Raw genomic sequence first — 15,398 nt, 5'->3', positions numbered from 1 at the left:
GTGTTGAGGATGGTCAGCGGCGAGACGCGCTGGAAGATCCGCGAGTTCTGGCGCAACGAGAGCCGCCACAGCGAGGGACGGATCACGACCTCGTAGTGGCTGCGCCGATGGCCGCGGTCGCCGCGACCGAACTCGGCGACGATGCCGTGGACCCGCCGCTGGGCCACGCCGTCCTGCCACACGGTGAGGCTCGCCGGGCGGTCGAGCAGTGCTTCCGGCGAGAGGTCGGCGGCGCGGCTGGCAAAGCGCACATGAAGATGAAACGGCGACGACAGCGCCTCTTCATGGGTGAAGTCGACCACTGCCAGGTCGGCCTGACCGGCACCGGTCAGGCTCAGGGTGAACTGCAGTCCGCTGCGATCGGCCATCTCAGCTACCCTCCCCGCTGGAGGAGCCGATCACCACGCCCCCGCAGTCCACGGCATGACCGGTGAGCGCCACCGGCTTGCCATCGACCAGGATACTGCCCGAGCCGCCGGCGATGGCGCGCGGGTGGGGGCCATGGTCCGGCTTGTCGTGAGGCGCCAGAGGGTCACCCTGGCGCGCCACCGGCTTGCCGTCGATCATCACCGTGGGGCTGCCGGCGGTCACCGGCGTGGGGGGGAAACCCTCGTGGTCGGTGCCGAGATCCCCCAGCAATACGAACTTGCGTCCCATGCGTCGTCCTCCTGCCGCTGCGCGTCGCCGTTCAGGCGCCGCTTGTGCGTTCGCGTTGGTCGTTCCACTGCGCCGGGGCCTCGAAGCTGGCCACACCACCGGCGTCCACGTGCATGCGCTTGAAACCCGCCGCCTCGAGACTCGCCGGAGCGGCGCCCTTGAGTGGCAGCCGGGTCTGCAGCGGCGTGCCACGGAATTCGCGCCGGGCGGCCATCAGCAGCCGGGCGCCGTGACCGCGACCCTGCCACTCCGGGGCGATAAAGAAGAAGCGCAGTTGCCAGGCAGCCTCGTCGTCCCGCCGACATACCAGCAGCATGCCGAGCACCGGCCCGTCGCCATGGCGCAGGGCCAGCAGCCGACCCTGCCAGTGGGCTACCCGGTCCGCCTCGCGCTGCAGCCAGAGGCCACGATGAACCACGAACTCGAGCGAGCGGCGCAGGGTCTCGAGACGGGTCTCGTCGCGCAGCACCCAGGGAGAGAGCCCCTCCTCCTCGGCGCGCCGGGCCGCCCCGAGCAGCAGCCCGATGTCATCCGTGCAGGCCTCGACCAGCTCCGGTGCCGGGTCTCGCTGCGCGGGTTCGACAGCGGGCGCCTCAGCCGGCTCGGTCGAACTCGCGGCCAGCCAGCGTTTAAGCGTCGTCAGCATCGTCCGGCCCTCCTGCCGCGTAGAGGGTCGTGGGCAGGTTAAAGCCCGCCACCAGCGACCGGGTGAAGGGATTGCGGGATCCATCGGCGGTCAGCCGGTAACGCATGCTGCCACCATCGACCTCGAAGCTGAGCTCCAGCTCGCGCTCGCCGGTGCCGGTCAACTGGGCCTCGTCGAGCAGCCTGAACCAGGCCCAGGGACCGTCGCGACGCAGGGTGCGCGGAGAATGGTTGACCTCGCTCGGCACCAGGGTGACCCGGCTTTCGTTGCTCTCACGCAGGCCGTTGGGCCAGATCATCGGCACCCGACGGCTGGAGCCGTGGGCGTAGTCGATCAACTGGCCGTCGACGCTGATCACCCCGCGACGCTTGTCGGCACTGAGGCTCAGCGGCTCGAGGCTGAAGGCCACGTCGAGCACACCGTCGCGGTTGAGATAGGCCTCGCGGATACGCTCGGCGCGCTGCACAGCATCGAGCACTCCCTGGCGCAGCAGCGAGTCGCCCCCGTCGGTGCGCAGGGCCTCCGGCGCGCCCTCGATGAAAGGCTTGAGGTTGCGCTGGTAGAAGGCATCGAGAATGCCGTCCGGGGCAAAGAAGTCCTCGAAGTCGGCCAGCGCCACCTCGCGGGAAGCCTGGGGCGCCAGCGGATAGCGGCCGGCAAGGTCCTGCTGGAAAGGTCTCACGACCTCATCCACCCACTGGTGCTCCAGGTGTCGAACCGCGCTGGCCATCAGCAATTGCCAACTCTGGTCGGCCAGGCTCTCGAGCATGCCACTCACCGGCGCCGGGACGTCCTCGGCAATGCGCTGGAGGCGGGCGATGGGATCCTCACCCTTCAGGGAAATGCGGTCGCGGGCCAACAGGAAGGCGCGCTGACCACGCTCGTCGGCTTCATCGACCTGGCGCAGATAGTCGCGCAGGTCACCGATGGCAGACTTGATCTCGTCGAGCTTGGAGGGGTTGTCGCCCCGCTCTTCGCTGAGCTCGTTGAGCGCGGCGAAATGACGCTCGATCTCGCTGGCCAGGTGATAGCGTGGCGATTTCTTCAGGGCCGCTCGAGCGGCTTCGTCGTCCGCCGGCAGCTCCGGATAAAGCCGGGTCTGGTTGGCGACCTCGCCAAGCAGGCGATCCAGCGGGCGACTGGCACCGAGCAGACCGTCGGCGACCACCACCGCCTGATGGATATCGGGCAGCGGCACCATGCGGATGTCGGCCAGCGCCTCGCGCCAGGTGACGTGATAGTCGCTGATATAGCGCTCGCGCAGGGCTTCCTGAAGCTGGCGGCGGTCGGCTTCGCTGAAGTCGATGTCGTCCCGCTGGCCGAGTACCCAGGTATCGACCAGCGCCAGCTCGGTGGCCTGGTCGAGCTGGTCGAGGAAGTAATCCTCGAAGCCATTGCGCGTCAGCAGGCCGGGAATGCGCACCAGTTCGGGATTGTCATCGCGAGCCATGAACACCAGGCTGAAGGTCGAGCCGACGCTCGAACGCAAATCCAGCGGTGCGGCGCTCTGTTCATCGATACCGGACTTGAGTGAAGCATATACTCGCTCGGCCATCGGCTGGCGGGCGAGTTCCTGCTGGGCGGCCTCGATGCTGCCATCGAGCGGCGCCATGGCCTGACGAGCGCCGGACTGGTCGGCCTCGGCGTGGCCAGCCAGGTCGGTGTAAGCCAGGGCGTAGTCGAGATGCGCCAACAGGCGGCGCTGGACCTCGCCGCGACCCGGGAAGGCCTCCTGCCAGCGATCCTCCATGAAGTCATGGACACGCTGGGGCTGACGACCGCTGGCATCGGACATCATGCGCAGGATACGCAGCAGCGCCAGCTTCTCGTTGCTGCCCTTCGGTGCCCGGTTCATGTCGTCCATGATGCCGATCATCAGTGCCGGCAGGAATTGCTCCTCGAGCAACCGCAGGTAACCATTGTCGACCTCGACGCCCAGCTCATGCCCCTGATAGAGGCCCATATCGGCCAGCAGCCAGGGGCGCGAACGGTAATCGCCGAATTCCTGCGTGGCGCTGAGCAGGCGGTCCAGCGGCTCGAGCAGCGCATAGCCGGTAGGGTCGTCGTTCTGCCAGTCGCTCGGGCGCACGGCGAGAAAGGCCTCGGCCTTGTTTTCCACGGCCGCCAGGGCCTTGGCGTTCTTCTCGTAGAAGTGGTACCAGCCGCCGATCAGGGCGGCGCCAACGAACAGACAGCCCAGTGCACTGGCACGACGGATACGACGGCGACGCCGTGCCGCCCGGGCGTTGTCGCCGGCCAGCCCCGACTCGGGATAGATGATGCGCTCGAACAGCTCTTCGGTGAAATACAGTGCCGAGCGTGTCGCCCGATGGGCCGCCTGCACACCGTCGGTCATCCCGTAGCGCCGCGCCGCGGCATCGACGAAGGGATCTTCCGGCACGCCCTGCTGATAGACCGAGGTGAAGTAGGCCCCGCGTACCAACGCCGCCGTGGAGAAACGATCACTGGACAACGCTTCACCGAGGAAGCCCAGCAGCACGTCGCGCAAGCCGGCGAGCTGTCGCACGAAGCGGAATACCGCCTCGCGCTCATCGCGATCACGGCACTCGACAAGCAGGGTCGGCAGCGTCTGGTTGAGACGCTCGAGCATGTCGTCGTAACCCTCGGCGAACTCCTCCTCCCAACGGCCGGGACGCTCGAGGGAAGCGGCGGAGAACGTGAAGCCGAGCGGTGCCCGTCGGGCGGCCCGGGAGTAGTGACGGAAGAAGTCGTCGAACCCGTGCAGCAGGTCCATCTTACTGAAGGTGACATAGACCGGCAGTCGGCTGCCGTGGCGCTCCATCAACTCGCGCAGCCGGGCGCGCAGCAGCGAGGCATAGGCCTTGCGCACCGCCACCTCGGCGTCGCTGAGCCGCGCCAGGTCGAGCACCAGCACCACGCCGTCCAGCGGACGACGCGAGCGATGGCGCTCGAGCCAGTCGACGAAGTGGTCCCATAGCCGACTCTCGAGTTCCGCCGGCTGACCGCCCTGCAGGGCGCCCTGGGTCAGCAGTTCGCCGTCGGGATCGATCAGCACCGCCTTGTCGCCGATCCACCAGTCGAAGCCCAGTCGGCCACGCTTGCCCTGCCCGGAGGCCTTCATCACGTGGGTCAGGGAGAAGTTCTGCCCCGAGCGGTTGATAAGGCTGGTCTTGCCGGCGTTCTCGACGCCCATCACCAGATACCAGGGCAGCTTGTATCGAGCGTTGGCGCCACCGCCCAGGCTGTCGGTCAGTTCGAGGAGCGTGGCATTGAGGCTTTCCTCCTGGCGCTCGAGCTGGCCAAGCACCGGATCGACCTGGCGCTGCTCTTCCTGGCGACGCTCGTCATCGAGGGTGCGCAGGCGTCGCGCCAGGCGAATGCCCCACACCACCGCCACCACCCCGGCCAACGCCAGGCTGGCCAGCAGGCGATTGACCCAAGGCCCCAACGGCCGTCCCCCGAAGGCCTGCCACTGTGGCCCCAGCCACCAGATCGCCACCAACAGGGCGATGACCAGCAGCCACCACAGCCAGATACCCAGACGCTTCAGCCCCTGAGCCCTGTTCGCGTGTCCCCGCGCCTGGTTGAGCTGGCTGTCCGCCCGGGCCATGCCTGGCACCCAGCGACTCAGCCTGGCCTTCACTCGTCTCCACATGTGCCTTGCTCCCTCATCCCTTCAATTCCGTCACATCGTCGTGATTCATGTCCCGAGCGCCGCCGACAGCCGCACCGGCAGTGCCGGTTCCCAGCGTTCCAGCTCGAGGCCCGCCACGACATCATGCAATGCCTGATAGTGCTGCCGGGCCAGGGCAACGAGCCCGGCCTCGTGCAGCAGGTCGGCGCTGGCCAGGCGCCAGTAGACTTCCTCGCGGGGCGACCCCGAGGCCGCCAGGCCTTCGTCGAGTACCGTAAGCGCCGGCGCCAGCCCCTCCTCGGCAAGCCGCTCGCGGGCCGTCTCGAGACCAGCCTGCCAGGGGTCGCCGTCGCCCAGCGGGGCCACGGGCGAGCCTGGACCGGAGGTCTCCGCCAGCCAGGTCTGCGTTTCCGCATCGAGGAAGGCGGTGCCGTCACTGAAGGTCAGCGCCTCGATACCCGGCAGACGATCGACGAAACGGGCCGTCTCTTCGCGGATCGCCTCGGCGCAACGAGGATGCTCGAGTCGCCGGGCCAGTTCGGCACTCAACCGGTGCCCTTCCAACCAGTAAGGGCTCAACGCCAGGCTGTTCTCGATGCGTTGCCAGTCCTCGAGCGTCGGTCGACCTGTCGCGACCTCGCGATACTCCGTGACCCGATCGGCAGACACCGGCGCCAGTTCGGTACGTTGGCCATCGCGCGTCATCGGCAACCCCTGGATGGCGTGCCAGACCGCATGCCGGCGCAGTCGATAGCCGAGCGCCTCGCCCGGCGACTGCTCATTGAGAAAGTCGGCCATCTTGAGCAATGCCTGGCGGTTGCCGCGCTCATTGCCGGCCTCGAGCCGTGCTTCCGGCGCACGAGGCACCTCGATGTCGGCCTCCCGGGGAGGCGTCGCCGCGCCGGCCGTATCAGCGCTGGGCACGGCAGTGCCCGAAGACGTCGCTGCCGTGGGCTCCGACGCCGAGGGCGTGGCCTGCTCCAGCAGACGGGCCAGATCAGCCAACGGTTCATCCGGCAGCTCGTGGTCGGCGGCCCGGTCACGCAGTCGTGCCAATCCCTCGCGGCAGGCAGTATGTTCCTCGGCGGCCCCCAGGAAGTTCAGAGAACCGGCCAGCTTCAGTGCGCGCTGGGCGAACTGCTGAAACAGCTTGGGCCGAGCCCGCTTGCCACGCGGCCCGGCGAAGGGGTAAGCCTCGTTCCACCAGCCATCCAGGGCACCGACCAGCAGTTCCAGCGACAGCGCGAAACGCACCGGATCGGCGTCGTGCTGCAGGCAATGCAGCAGGTGGCCGAGTACCTTGAGATCCTTGCCGTGTTCGGCCAGCAGCCGCGTGGCCCGCGTCTCGGCGCCGGCCCAGTCGACCTCGCCATGCTGCAGCGAGCCGACTTTCATCATCTCCTCGTCGAGCCAGTCATAGTCCTCGTGCGAGGTCACCGGCTCGCCGACGCCTTCGGCGAGAGGCGCGAGCAATGGCTCGAGCTGATTGGATTGGGTGATGCGCATGATCCTCCTCGCTACCAGCGGCACTGGGTGCGCAGCGGCTCGATCGCCGTGCGCCAGCCTTCGAGATCGAAACGTAGCCCGTCGAGGGCGGCCTGTTCGCTGCCCAGTTGCAGCCGCTCGCTGCCGAGCAAGCGCTTCAGGGTGCCGATAGCCGGCAGCCCTCGCCCGCCGCTGACCACATGGCCGTCGTCCAGCACCCGCCAGGTCTGTTCGAGGTCAACGCCATTGCCGTGCAGCGTGAGCGACACCCGCGAGGCCTCGAGGGGCTCGTTCAGGTGCAGCTGAAAGCGGGTAATGGCGTCGTCACAGCTGATCACCAGCAGCGGGCGAGGCGGTACCGTGCCCAGCGCCGGCGCACTCATCAGCACCGTGTCGGGGGTCTCGCGTACCAACACGCCGACATCCTCGTCGCCCCGATCAGCCTCCTGATCGGCAACGGCTTGCCACAGCGGCGAGCGCGTCCCTTCCGCTTCTTGCGCTGCGGGGCGCTCACGGAACAGCGCGTCGTAGCACTCGAGCCGTCCCAGCCGGGAAGGCTCCTCGGCGCAGGCCTCGGCCGCCGACAGCCGGGAATCCTGCTCCTCGGCCAGGGCCGGAGACAGTCCGGCGACCAACACCAGGGCCATGCCGGCCAGCGGGCGCAGGCCGGGAAGAAGATCGATCGCGTTCATGGGCTATCCAATTGGAGCTGTCGGCACTTGTGGGCCAGAGTGCGCTTGGGCAGGCCCAGACTCTCGGCAGTCAGGGTGCGGTTGCCGTCGAAACGGGCCAGCCGCTGGCGGATCAACGTCGCCTCGTAGTCGCGCAACGCTCGGCGCAGATCGAAGACTTCTCCACCACCAGGCTCGCCTCCAGCAACAGGATCGAGGCTGGCCTCTCCGCCCTGGGGCGGCTCGCCCATCGCCTCCTCGGCACCCGGCGAAACACTGGCAACGGGCAGTGCCTCGGGAACGAGGCTTTCGCCATCGCGGGTCATGGCACAGGCATAGTCGATGAGGTTTCTGAGCTCACGCACATTGCCGGGGAAGTCGCGGTCGTCGAGCGCACGCAGCACGGCACGGCCGAGGCCGATGTCCTCGCGGCCCTCGCGCCGACAGAAATCGTCAATGAAGGCCTGGGCCAGCACAGGGATGTCCTCGCGCCGTTCACGCAGCGCGGGCAGCGTGAGCGGGAACTGGCCGAGCCGGTAGTAGAGGTCGGCACGGAAGCTGCCCTCGCGAATGCGACGATGCAACGGCTGATGGGTCGCCGCCACCAGGCGCAGGTCGACCCGCCGCTCGCGGTCCCCGCCCAAGGGTCGATAACGTCCCGTCTCCAGCACACGCAGCAGCTTGGCCTGTAGTGCCAGCGGCATGTCGCCGATCTCGTCGAGGAACAGGGTGCCGCCATCGGCCTCGCCGAACAGTCCCTCGCGGTCACGCTCGGCGCCGGAGAAAGCTCCCCGTACATGGCCGAACAGCTCGGCCTCGAGCAGACTCTCGGGGATCGCCGCGCAGTTGACCGCCAGGAAAGGGCCTTCGTGGCGCGCCGAGACCTCGTGGATGCCACGCGCCACCAGTTCCTTGCCGGTACCGGTTTCGCCTTGCAGCAACACCGCCAGGTTGGTTTCGGCGGCACGCACCAACTGATCGCGCAACGTGCGGATGGCCGGCGACTCACCGAGAATGCGCCGCCCGAGACGTTCGCTGAGGGTGCGCCGGCGTGCGCCGTCATTGAGTTCGGCCAGCGAGTCGCGCAACCTTGCCTGGTCACGGCGCTCATCGTGCTGGCGAACCAGCCAGGCCCAGAGGCGACACAGCAGCGCTTCGAAGGCCAGATAGTCGTCGCACTCGATCAACGCCTCGACGCGCTCGGCGGGGCCTGCGACGGCCAGCACGCCGAGCCATTCGCGCTTGCCGTCGCAGGCGCGCAGCGGGCGAACCACCAGCCGCCAGGCCGCGGGCAGCCCGGCCGTCGCTGCCTGGAAGACCTCGTGGTCCAGCCGCGTACGGGCCTCGCTGAGCCCCAGGGCAAGCGGCCGGCCATTGCGGATGGCATGAGCATAGGGGTGACGGAAGTCGTCGCAGGCCAGGCTCGGCGCCTCGCCCTCCTCTTCCAGCCAACGACCGCTAGCGTCCAGGGCGAGACAACGTACCCAGGGCAACGCCAGGCGCTCGCGCAACAGCGAAACGCTGCGCCGCCGCAGCTCGGCAGGCGAGCCGCCCTCGACCAGCCGCAGCGCCTCGGCCATGCCAGCCAGCGCCGGGACCGGTGCGAGCGCCTTCGTCTCGTCGCGCACGCCGTCACCTCTCACGTCACCCGACCTCCGCGGTGAAGCCGTGTTCATCCACGCCGAGCGCAACCCGGGTCACCGGCTCCTGGCGCGCCATGCGCTCGAGCAGTGCCCGCGATACCGGCGGCAACAGCTCACCGTCGATGATCGATTCGAGCATCCGGGCCCCGTTCTCGCTGCGCGTGGCCCGGGCACAGATGGCCTCGGCCAGCGTCAGCTCCAGCACCACCTCGGCCTGGCGATGGCGGTCGCGAATGCGCCCGGCCAGGGTTTCGAGCTTGGCGGAGACGATATCGTGGAGAATGTCCCGCGACAGCGGCAGGTAGGGCACTACCTCCATGCGCGCCAGCAGCGCCGGCTTGAAGAAGTCGGCCAGCACTGGATAGAGCGCCGTATCCATGGCCTCGTGGTCGTCGGCATGGCGCACCACGGCCTCGTAACCGAGATTCGAGGTCATGAAGAACAACACGTTGCGGCAGTCGATGACGCGCCCTTCCCCATCGGCCAGTTCGCCCTTGTCGAAGGCCTGGTAGAAGAGATTGAGCACGTCCGGATGGGCCTTCTCGACCTCATCGAGCAGCACCACCGAATAGGGCCGCTGGCGAATCGCCTCGGTCAGCAGGCCACCCTCGCCGAAGCCCACGTAACCGGGCGGCGAGCCGATCAACCGCGAGACGGTGTGCTTCTCCTGATACTCGGACATGTTGATGGTGGTCAGGAACTGGCGGCCACCGTAGAGGCTCTCGGCGATCTGCACCACGGTCTCGGTCTTGCCTACCCCGCTGGGTCCGACCAGCAGGAAGGCCCCCAGCGGGCGGCCGGGGCGACGCAGATCGGCGCGGGCGGTGAGCAGATGGCGGTGCAGGCGCTCGATGGCCGTGTCCTGGCCCTTGATCATCCGTCCCAGTTCATCCGGCAGCTCAGTGAGTCGCGCCAGCTCGTCGCGGGTCATGCGCTCCACCGGCACGCCGGTCCAGTCGCCGATCACCTGGGCGACCTGGGCCTCCTCGACGCTGGCATTGACCAGGGAAAACTCGCGTTGCAGTTCGGCAAGGCGCGCTTCGTGCCCGGCCAGCTCCGCTGTCCGCCGTTCGCGTGCCTCGGCGGCGTCGCTCTCATCGTCGTCGCCTTCGTCATCGAGCAGTTCGCGATGCAGCGTCAGGATGGCATCGACGCAATCGCGCTGCTCGCGCCAGGCAGCCTCCAGGGTCTCGCGTTCCTCGTCCAGCCGGGCCAGTTGTTCAGCCAGGGCATCGCGTCGCGTGGCATCGGGGGTGCGGCCCAGCAGCGCCTCGCGTTCGAGCTGGTCGTGCTCGCGCTGGGCAGCCAACTGCTCGCTCATCAGATGGCTGAGTCGGCGTGGCGGCGTATCCAGCGCCTGGGCCAGCCGGGTACCGGCGGTGTCGAGAACGTCGATGGCCTTGTCCGGCAACTGGCGTCCAGCCAGGTAGCGCGCCGAGAGTTCGGCGGCGGCACGCAGACCGCTGTCGCCGATCAGCACGCCATGGGTCGACTCGTAGACATCTCGCAGGCCACGCAGGATCACCAGCGCCTGTTCGACGTCCGGCTCGCCCAAGGCGACCGGCTGGAAACGCCGCGACAGCGCCGGATCCTTCTCGATGTGCTTCTTGTATTCGCGCCAGGTCGTGGCGGCGATGGTACGCAACTCGCCACGCGCCAGTGCCGGCTTGAGCAGGTTGGCAGCATCGGCACCGCCTTCCGGATTGCCGGCGCCGATCAGCGTGTGGGCCTCGTCGATGAACAGCAGCGTCGGGACGGCGGCCTCCTTGACCTCTTCGATCACCGCCTTGAGGCGCTTCTCGAACTCGCCCTTGACCGAGGCCCCGGCCTGCAGGGCGCCGAGGTCCAGCGACACCAGCTCGACGCCGGCCAAGGCCGCGGGCACGCGACCCTCGACGATGCGTGATGCCAGCCCTTCGACCACGGCGCTCTTGCCGACGCCGGCGTCGCCCACCACGATAGGATTGTTCTTGCGGCGCCGGCCCAGGATATCGAGCATCTGGTCGATCTCGGGGTCGCGGCACAGTACCGGGTCGAGCTCGCCGCGACGCGCCTGCTCGGTCAGCGAGGTGGCAAAGCGTGCCAGGGCGCTGTCATCGCCGGCCGTTCCACGGCCGCGAGCCGGCTGTACGTCCTCGGCCACGGCGGCCTCGGCGGAGTCGCGGGTCAGCCGGACGAAGTCGCGACGCAACCGCTCGCGATTGATCCCGGAAAGCAGTCGCTCGCCCTGTGGCCCCAGGTAACGGCCGGCATGATGCAGCAGAGCGGTGAAGATCACCCCGGTGCGCAGTTCGCGATGCTCGAGCTCGGTACTCGCCAGCAGCCAAGCGTCCTGCAGCAGCTCGACCAGCAACGGCGAGAAACTCGGCGTGGCCACTTCCAGGTCGCGGGACGGTCGGGCGTCTTCGGTGAGTGCACGGCGCAGCGCCTCCGGCTCGATCGCCTCGGCGTCGAGCAGTACCCGCAGGTCACACAGCGGCTGGTCGAGGCAGGCCAGCAGCAGATGGGAGACGCCTACCTCGGGCGCCTGCTGTTCGGCGCACAGTGCCGCTGCCCTTTCCAGTCCCTGGCGGGCGATGGCGTTGAGTCGGCCGATCAGTGCCGGAAGCTCTACCCTGAGCATAGTCTCTCCCTCGGAGTTGCCGTAGATTACGAGTTGATGATGCGTTCCAGCGCCAGGCCGACCTGATCGGCCTGGTGCTCCAGCGACAAGGAAAAGCCAGCGTAGGCCACCACCATGGTCAGCGCGAAGAGCGCGAAGATGCCCCACAGGGGCAGGCCGTCGCCCTGGCGGCGCGCATCGGCGAGCACATTGTCCAGCGGGCGAGTCAGGCCCTCTTCGCCGGGCTCGTCGAGGGCCACCAGTTGGTCGCCCAGCTCGCGCAGCACCTGCTCGTACTCCTCGCGGCCATGGGGCATGACCTTGTAGCGGCCCTCGAAGCCCAGGCACAGGCACAGGTAGATGAAGGCCAGCAGGTCACGGTAGCGACGCGGCTCCTGGCGCAGCCGGGCGAGGATCGAGAAGACCTTCTCGCCACCCCAGGTCTCGTTGTGGAAACGCGTCAGCAACGAGTGGCCGGCCCACTGGCTCTGCTGGCCCCAGTCGGTGCTCATCACCGCCTCGTCGATGAAGGAACACAGCACATAGCGGTAAGCCAGCAGGGTCGGCCGGTCATAGCCCTGCTCGGTGAGTTCGACCTCGATGGCGGCGATCTCGTCGACCACCTGGCGGTAGAGGCGCTCGATATCGTCGAGCCGGTCGAGCTGGCGGACCCGCACCACCATGCCCAACAGCGAACCGGCGGCGTCCACCAGCGGATTGAGGTTATGACCGCGCAAGCGGAACCAGTAATCCTCATCGGCATCCAGATGGTCGGCATCGCTGTGGATCAGCCGTTCCAGCCCCTGAATATCGATGCTGTCCTCATGGCGACGGGCGTCGTCGTGGGTGGCGAGTTCGTTCATGGCTTAGCTCCTGATCGCCCAGAACTGCATTTCCAGCCCCGGGAAGTCACCGGCAACGTGGAAGGCGAAGCCGCTGGCGCCGCGCAGCATGCTCCAGGCCTCGCTCTGGCGGTCGAGACGGAAGTAGGTGTAACCGGCATGGAACGGCAACTGGCGCGGCGCTACCGGCAGAGGCTCGAGCGGGATGCCCGGCAACTGCAGGCTGATGAGGTCGCGAATGCGCTCGACGCTGGCCACCTTGGTCTGCTGCACGAACAGCTTGCGCAAGCGTTCCGGCGGCAGGTCCGCCCGCACTGCCAGGATGAAGTCGGCGTCGTCGAGCAGGCTGTGATCGGCCAGGGTGGCAACCTTGAGCCCGAAGCGGCGCGACTGCAGCTGGATGGCCATGGCGCGCGGCTCGAGCACGGTGGACAGCGACTGACGCAGGCTCTGCATCAGCGGCCGGAAAGCGGCCTCCGGCCGGTCATGGTCATAGGCCGGAAACTCCGGTGGCAGCCGCGACTCGGCGGTGAAGGTGGTCAGTTCGCAACAAACCTCGAGCATGTCGGCATAGAGCCGCTCGGGATGCAGGTGACCGAGTCGTGCCAGGTGCTGAAAACGCGGCTGGGCGCGGTTGAGCGACTGCAGCAGCATGAAGTCGGCAACGTCGGCGACTCCGGATTGATTGGGAGTGGCCAGCCGCTGGGCCAGATTGCGGGCCCGCTCGCGCATCAAGCCGGCCATTTCGCCGACGAAACGCTGCAACACCGGCGCTGCCTGGACATTGAGCAGGGTCGGCAGGAACGCCTCGTCGAGCACCAGGCTGCCATCCGGACGTCGCTCGAGGATCCGTGCTACCGCCAAACAGGCGTAGGCGCTGCGGTCGTCCTGCTCGAGCAGCAGCCGCGGGGCGACACGCGCCAGATCGAGATCGGCCAGGTCGCCGGCCCGAGAGTGCAGGTCGCGCACGCCACGCGTTTCGGCGCGGTAGCGAGACGGCAGCGACGAGGTCTCCCAGCTCACTTCGGCCACGCCGTCGGTCGCCAGCGGCACGCCCAGGTAGACCACCTGATTGGCCACCGAGGCATCGGCAATCTCCAGCGCCGGGGGCTCCAGGTCGTCGTCGGGCAGGCGGAAGGGGGTGCCATCGGGGAGCACGCCACTGGCCTGGCTGAGGGCGATGCGCCCGAAGCTCAGATACTCGGTATTGAGCGTCAGGGTCAAAAAACCGTGCAGGTGGCCGCCGACGCCGCGCAGACGGGTGTCGATCAGCCCTTCCAGACTGCGCTGCTGCTGCTGGAAGTGCTGGGGCTTGATGAACAGCCCTTCACTCCAGACCACGGGATTGCGACTGGCCATCAGGTTTCCTTCCTCAGCGCAGCCTCGCGCTCCAGCAGATGCACCAGCAGGTGGTAGTCACGCCCCCGGTCGTCGATATCCACCACCTTCTTCCACTGCGCCTGGTTGGGGTTGGAGTAGAAGGCGATGATGCCGATGTAGCGGGTGTCCTCTTCTACCTCAAACGGCTCGTAGAACTTGAACTGGCCGGGCAGCAGGGTGAAGTCGTCATGGGTCAGGTAGTTGGTGCCGAGCGCCTCTTCGAGGTCCGCCTGAAGCTGGTGATTATCGGCCGACATCAGCATCGAGTCGTCCTTGAGCTGCAGGATCTGAAAGCGCAGTGGCGTACCCTCGCCTTCGGCGTTGGGGTTCATGCTGGGCGCGGCCAGCATGCTCAGATCGACCCGCGACGGACGATCCTCCGGATATCCCACCGGGATCGAAGGGTCCTTCAGCACCTGGAAGGTCTTGCCGGTGGCCTCGAAGGTGGAGGCACATCCGGCCAGTGCCATGAGCATGCTGCCAAGTGCCAGGCACCGCATCAGCGACGCGGCCCCGACCCGCCGGGGGATCATGCGTCCTCCCGCTGCTGGCGGCGCACCGACTGGTCGTAGGCCTGTTCGAAGACTTCCCAGAACAGTTTCTCGAAGCCCTGCTGCCGACCCGAGTTGAGTTCCTGGTAGTAGTGGCGATACATCTCCCAGGCCCAGCCGCCTTCGTCCTCACCCTGGCGACCTGCGCCACGATAGGCATGAAAACGCTTGAGCAAGGCATCCGGCGAGAAGGCATCGAGAATCGACTTGAGAGCCGTCCCGATGGCTTCCTCCACTGCGGCCTGGTGCTGTTGCTGGTGTTCGAGGCATTCTGACACCGCCGCCGGCGCCGAGAGATGCACCGGGCTGCGCTGGGCAGCAAACAGTGTCGTCAGTGTCTGGTCATAGGATTGCCCCAGGCGCAGCGGGTTGTCCTCGATGGGCTGCAGGCGACGGTCGCGCAGCGGATAGCGGCTACCGTCGTGGGCCTGGTGTAGCGCCAGCAGGCCTTCCACTGTGGCCTTGAGAGTACGCCCCGCCTCTTCGAGAAAGGCGTGCTGCTCGGCACTGTCGCGGAAGCGCAACTCGCCGCCCAGGGTCTGCAGCAGCGGTGAGGCGCCGACGTGGCCGACCTCTCCTGTTGGCTCATCTTGCCAGCGCTCTTCGAGTTGCTCGCCGACCGAGCGTTCCAGATCGTTCAGCAGGTGTTCATTCATGTCGGGGTCCTCGTAACCTCGTTGCCTTGGTGCGGCCGGCGCACCTGCGGTAGCGCCCTGCCCGTCCAGGGCATCGAGCAGTTCGTGATGATCGTCCTCGCCAGCGATGGTCTCGTCGGCCAGCGCGGCCATGGGATCCTGATGGCGCTGCGCCGATGAAACCTCGCCCAGTGCCTCCAGCGGGTCATGCTGGGGTCGTGTCACGACAGCGGTGGCCGACACCGGCTCGGCGCCCTCCAGCGTCTCGTGCTCCTCGTCGACCAGGGTTGCCAGTGGCTGCACACCGGCGACAGCGGCCTGACGGTCGCCCATGTGCACCCGCAGCCAGTATTCCCCTACCTGCAACTCATCACCGTCGCGCAGCGCTACACGGCGCTCGCGACCGATCGGCAGCGTCGCGCGGTTGACGAAGGTCTGGCCACAGCGGTCGATCAGGCAGAAACGACCGTCCAAGCGCTGGATCTCGGCATGTCCGGGGCGTACCCGGTTGGCGTGATCCTGCAACAGCCAGTCGTCGGACGACCCGCTGCCCAGGGTGCCGCCCTCGGCCGGAAAGACGTGGCTGCTGGTCGAGCGGCCCTCGAGCCGTTCACTGTTGGTGACCACCAGAGTGATGGCCTGCTGCTGGGAAAACGTCTCGTTCATGGGT

The 15,398-nt window shown here is 67.7% G+C and carries 12 protein-coding genes; all 12 read right to left on the bottom strand.

What is annotated here, in order from left to right:
* A partial coding sequence (locus FZZ93_RS17445; RefSeq protein ID WP_281290385.1) for a contractile injection system protein, VgrG/Pvc8 family occupies positions 1 to 368 on the bottom strand: 368 nt, incomplete at its 3' end.
* 1 nt (position 369) lies between these two features.
* Complete coding sequence (locus tag FZZ93_RS17440; protein WP_065240439.1) at positions 370 to 657, bottom strand: type VI secretion system PAAR protein; 288 nt, start codon at positions 655 to 657, stop codon at positions 370 to 372.
* 31 nt (positions 658 to 688) lie between these two features.
* Positions 689 to 1,303 (bottom strand): GNAT family N-acetyltransferase, encoded by a 615-nt coding sequence (locus FZZ93_RS17435; RefSeq protein WP_149323571.1) that lies wholly within the window; start codon positions 1,301 to 1,303, stop codon positions 689 to 691.
* Positions 1,287 to 4,940 (bottom strand): type VI secretion system membrane subunit TssM, encoded by a 3,654-nt coding sequence (gene tssM, locus FZZ93_RS17430; RefSeq protein WP_149323570.1) that lies wholly within the window; start codon positions 4,938 to 4,940, stop codon positions 1,287 to 1,289. The genes FZZ93_RS17435 and tssM overlap by 17 nt, the downstream gene beginning before the upstream one ends.
* A gap of 45 nt (positions 4,941 to 4,985) precedes the next feature.
* The gene (tssA, locus tag FZZ93_RS17425) at positions 4,986 to 6,425 is read right to left on the bottom strand and encodes a type VI secretion system protein TssA (RefSeq protein WP_149323569.1); all 1,440 of its coding nucleotides are present in this window, start codon (positions 6,423 to 6,425) and stop codon (positions 4,986 to 4,988) included.
* A gap of 11 nt (positions 6,426 to 6,436) precedes the next feature.
* Positions 6,437 to 7,096, bottom strand: coding sequence for a type VI secretion system-associated protein VasI (gene vasI / locus FZZ93_RS17420; protein WP_149323568.1), 660 nt, complete (start codon positions 7,094 to 7,096; stop codon positions 6,437 to 6,439).
* The gene (locus tag FZZ93_RS17415) at positions 7,093 to 8,703 is read right to left on the bottom strand and encodes a sigma-54 interaction domain-containing protein (protein ID WP_246146283.1); all 1,611 of its coding nucleotides are present in this window, start codon (positions 8,701 to 8,703) and stop codon (positions 7,093 to 7,095) included. Before FZZ93_RS17415 ends, vasI begins: the two co-directional genes overlap by 4 nt.
* Before the next feature lie 16 nt (positions 8,704 to 8,719).
* Positions 8,720 to 11,341, bottom strand: coding sequence for a type VI secretion system ATPase TssH (gene tssH, locus FZZ93_RS17410; protein WP_149323566.1), 2,622 nt, complete (start codon positions 11,339 to 11,341; stop codon positions 8,720 to 8,722).
* 26 nt (positions 11,342 to 11,367) lie between these two features.
* Positions 11,368 to 12,183: a type IVB secretion system protein IcmH/DotU gene (icmH, locus tag FZZ93_RS17405; protein ID WP_187774567.1), complete on the bottom strand. Its 816-nt coding sequence runs from the start codon at positions 12,181 to 12,183 to the stop codon at positions 11,368 to 11,370.
* A 3-nt stretch (positions 12,184 to 12,186) separates the two neighbouring features.
* A complete protein-coding gene (gene tssK / locus FZZ93_RS17400; protein ID WP_149323565.1) occupies positions 12,187 to 13,521 on the bottom strand; it encodes a type VI secretion system baseplate subunit TssK in 1,335 nt (444 codons plus the stop codon).
* A complete protein-coding gene (gene tssJ, locus FZZ93_RS17395; protein ID WP_149323564.1) occupies positions 13,521 to 14,075 on the bottom strand; it encodes a type VI secretion system lipoprotein TssJ in 555 nt (184 codons plus the stop codon). The genes tssK and tssJ overlap by 1 nt, the downstream gene beginning before the upstream one ends.
* Complete coding sequence (tagH, locus tag FZZ93_RS17390) at positions 14,072 to 15,394, bottom strand: type VI secretion system-associated FHA domain protein TagH (protein ID WP_149323563.1); 1,323 nt, start codon at positions 15,392 to 15,394, stop codon at positions 14,072 to 14,074. Before tagH ends, tssJ begins: the two co-directional genes overlap by 4 nt.
* Positions 15,395 to 15,398 lie beyond the last annotated feature (4 nt).

Source organism: Halomonas eurihalina (genome assembly GCF_008274785.1).
Taxonomy (GTDB): domain Bacteria; phylum Pseudomonadota; class Gammaproteobacteria; order Pseudomonadales; family Halomonadaceae; genus Halomonas; species Halomonas eurihalina.
This window is presented reverse-complemented; position numbering and strand designations above follow the sequence as displayed.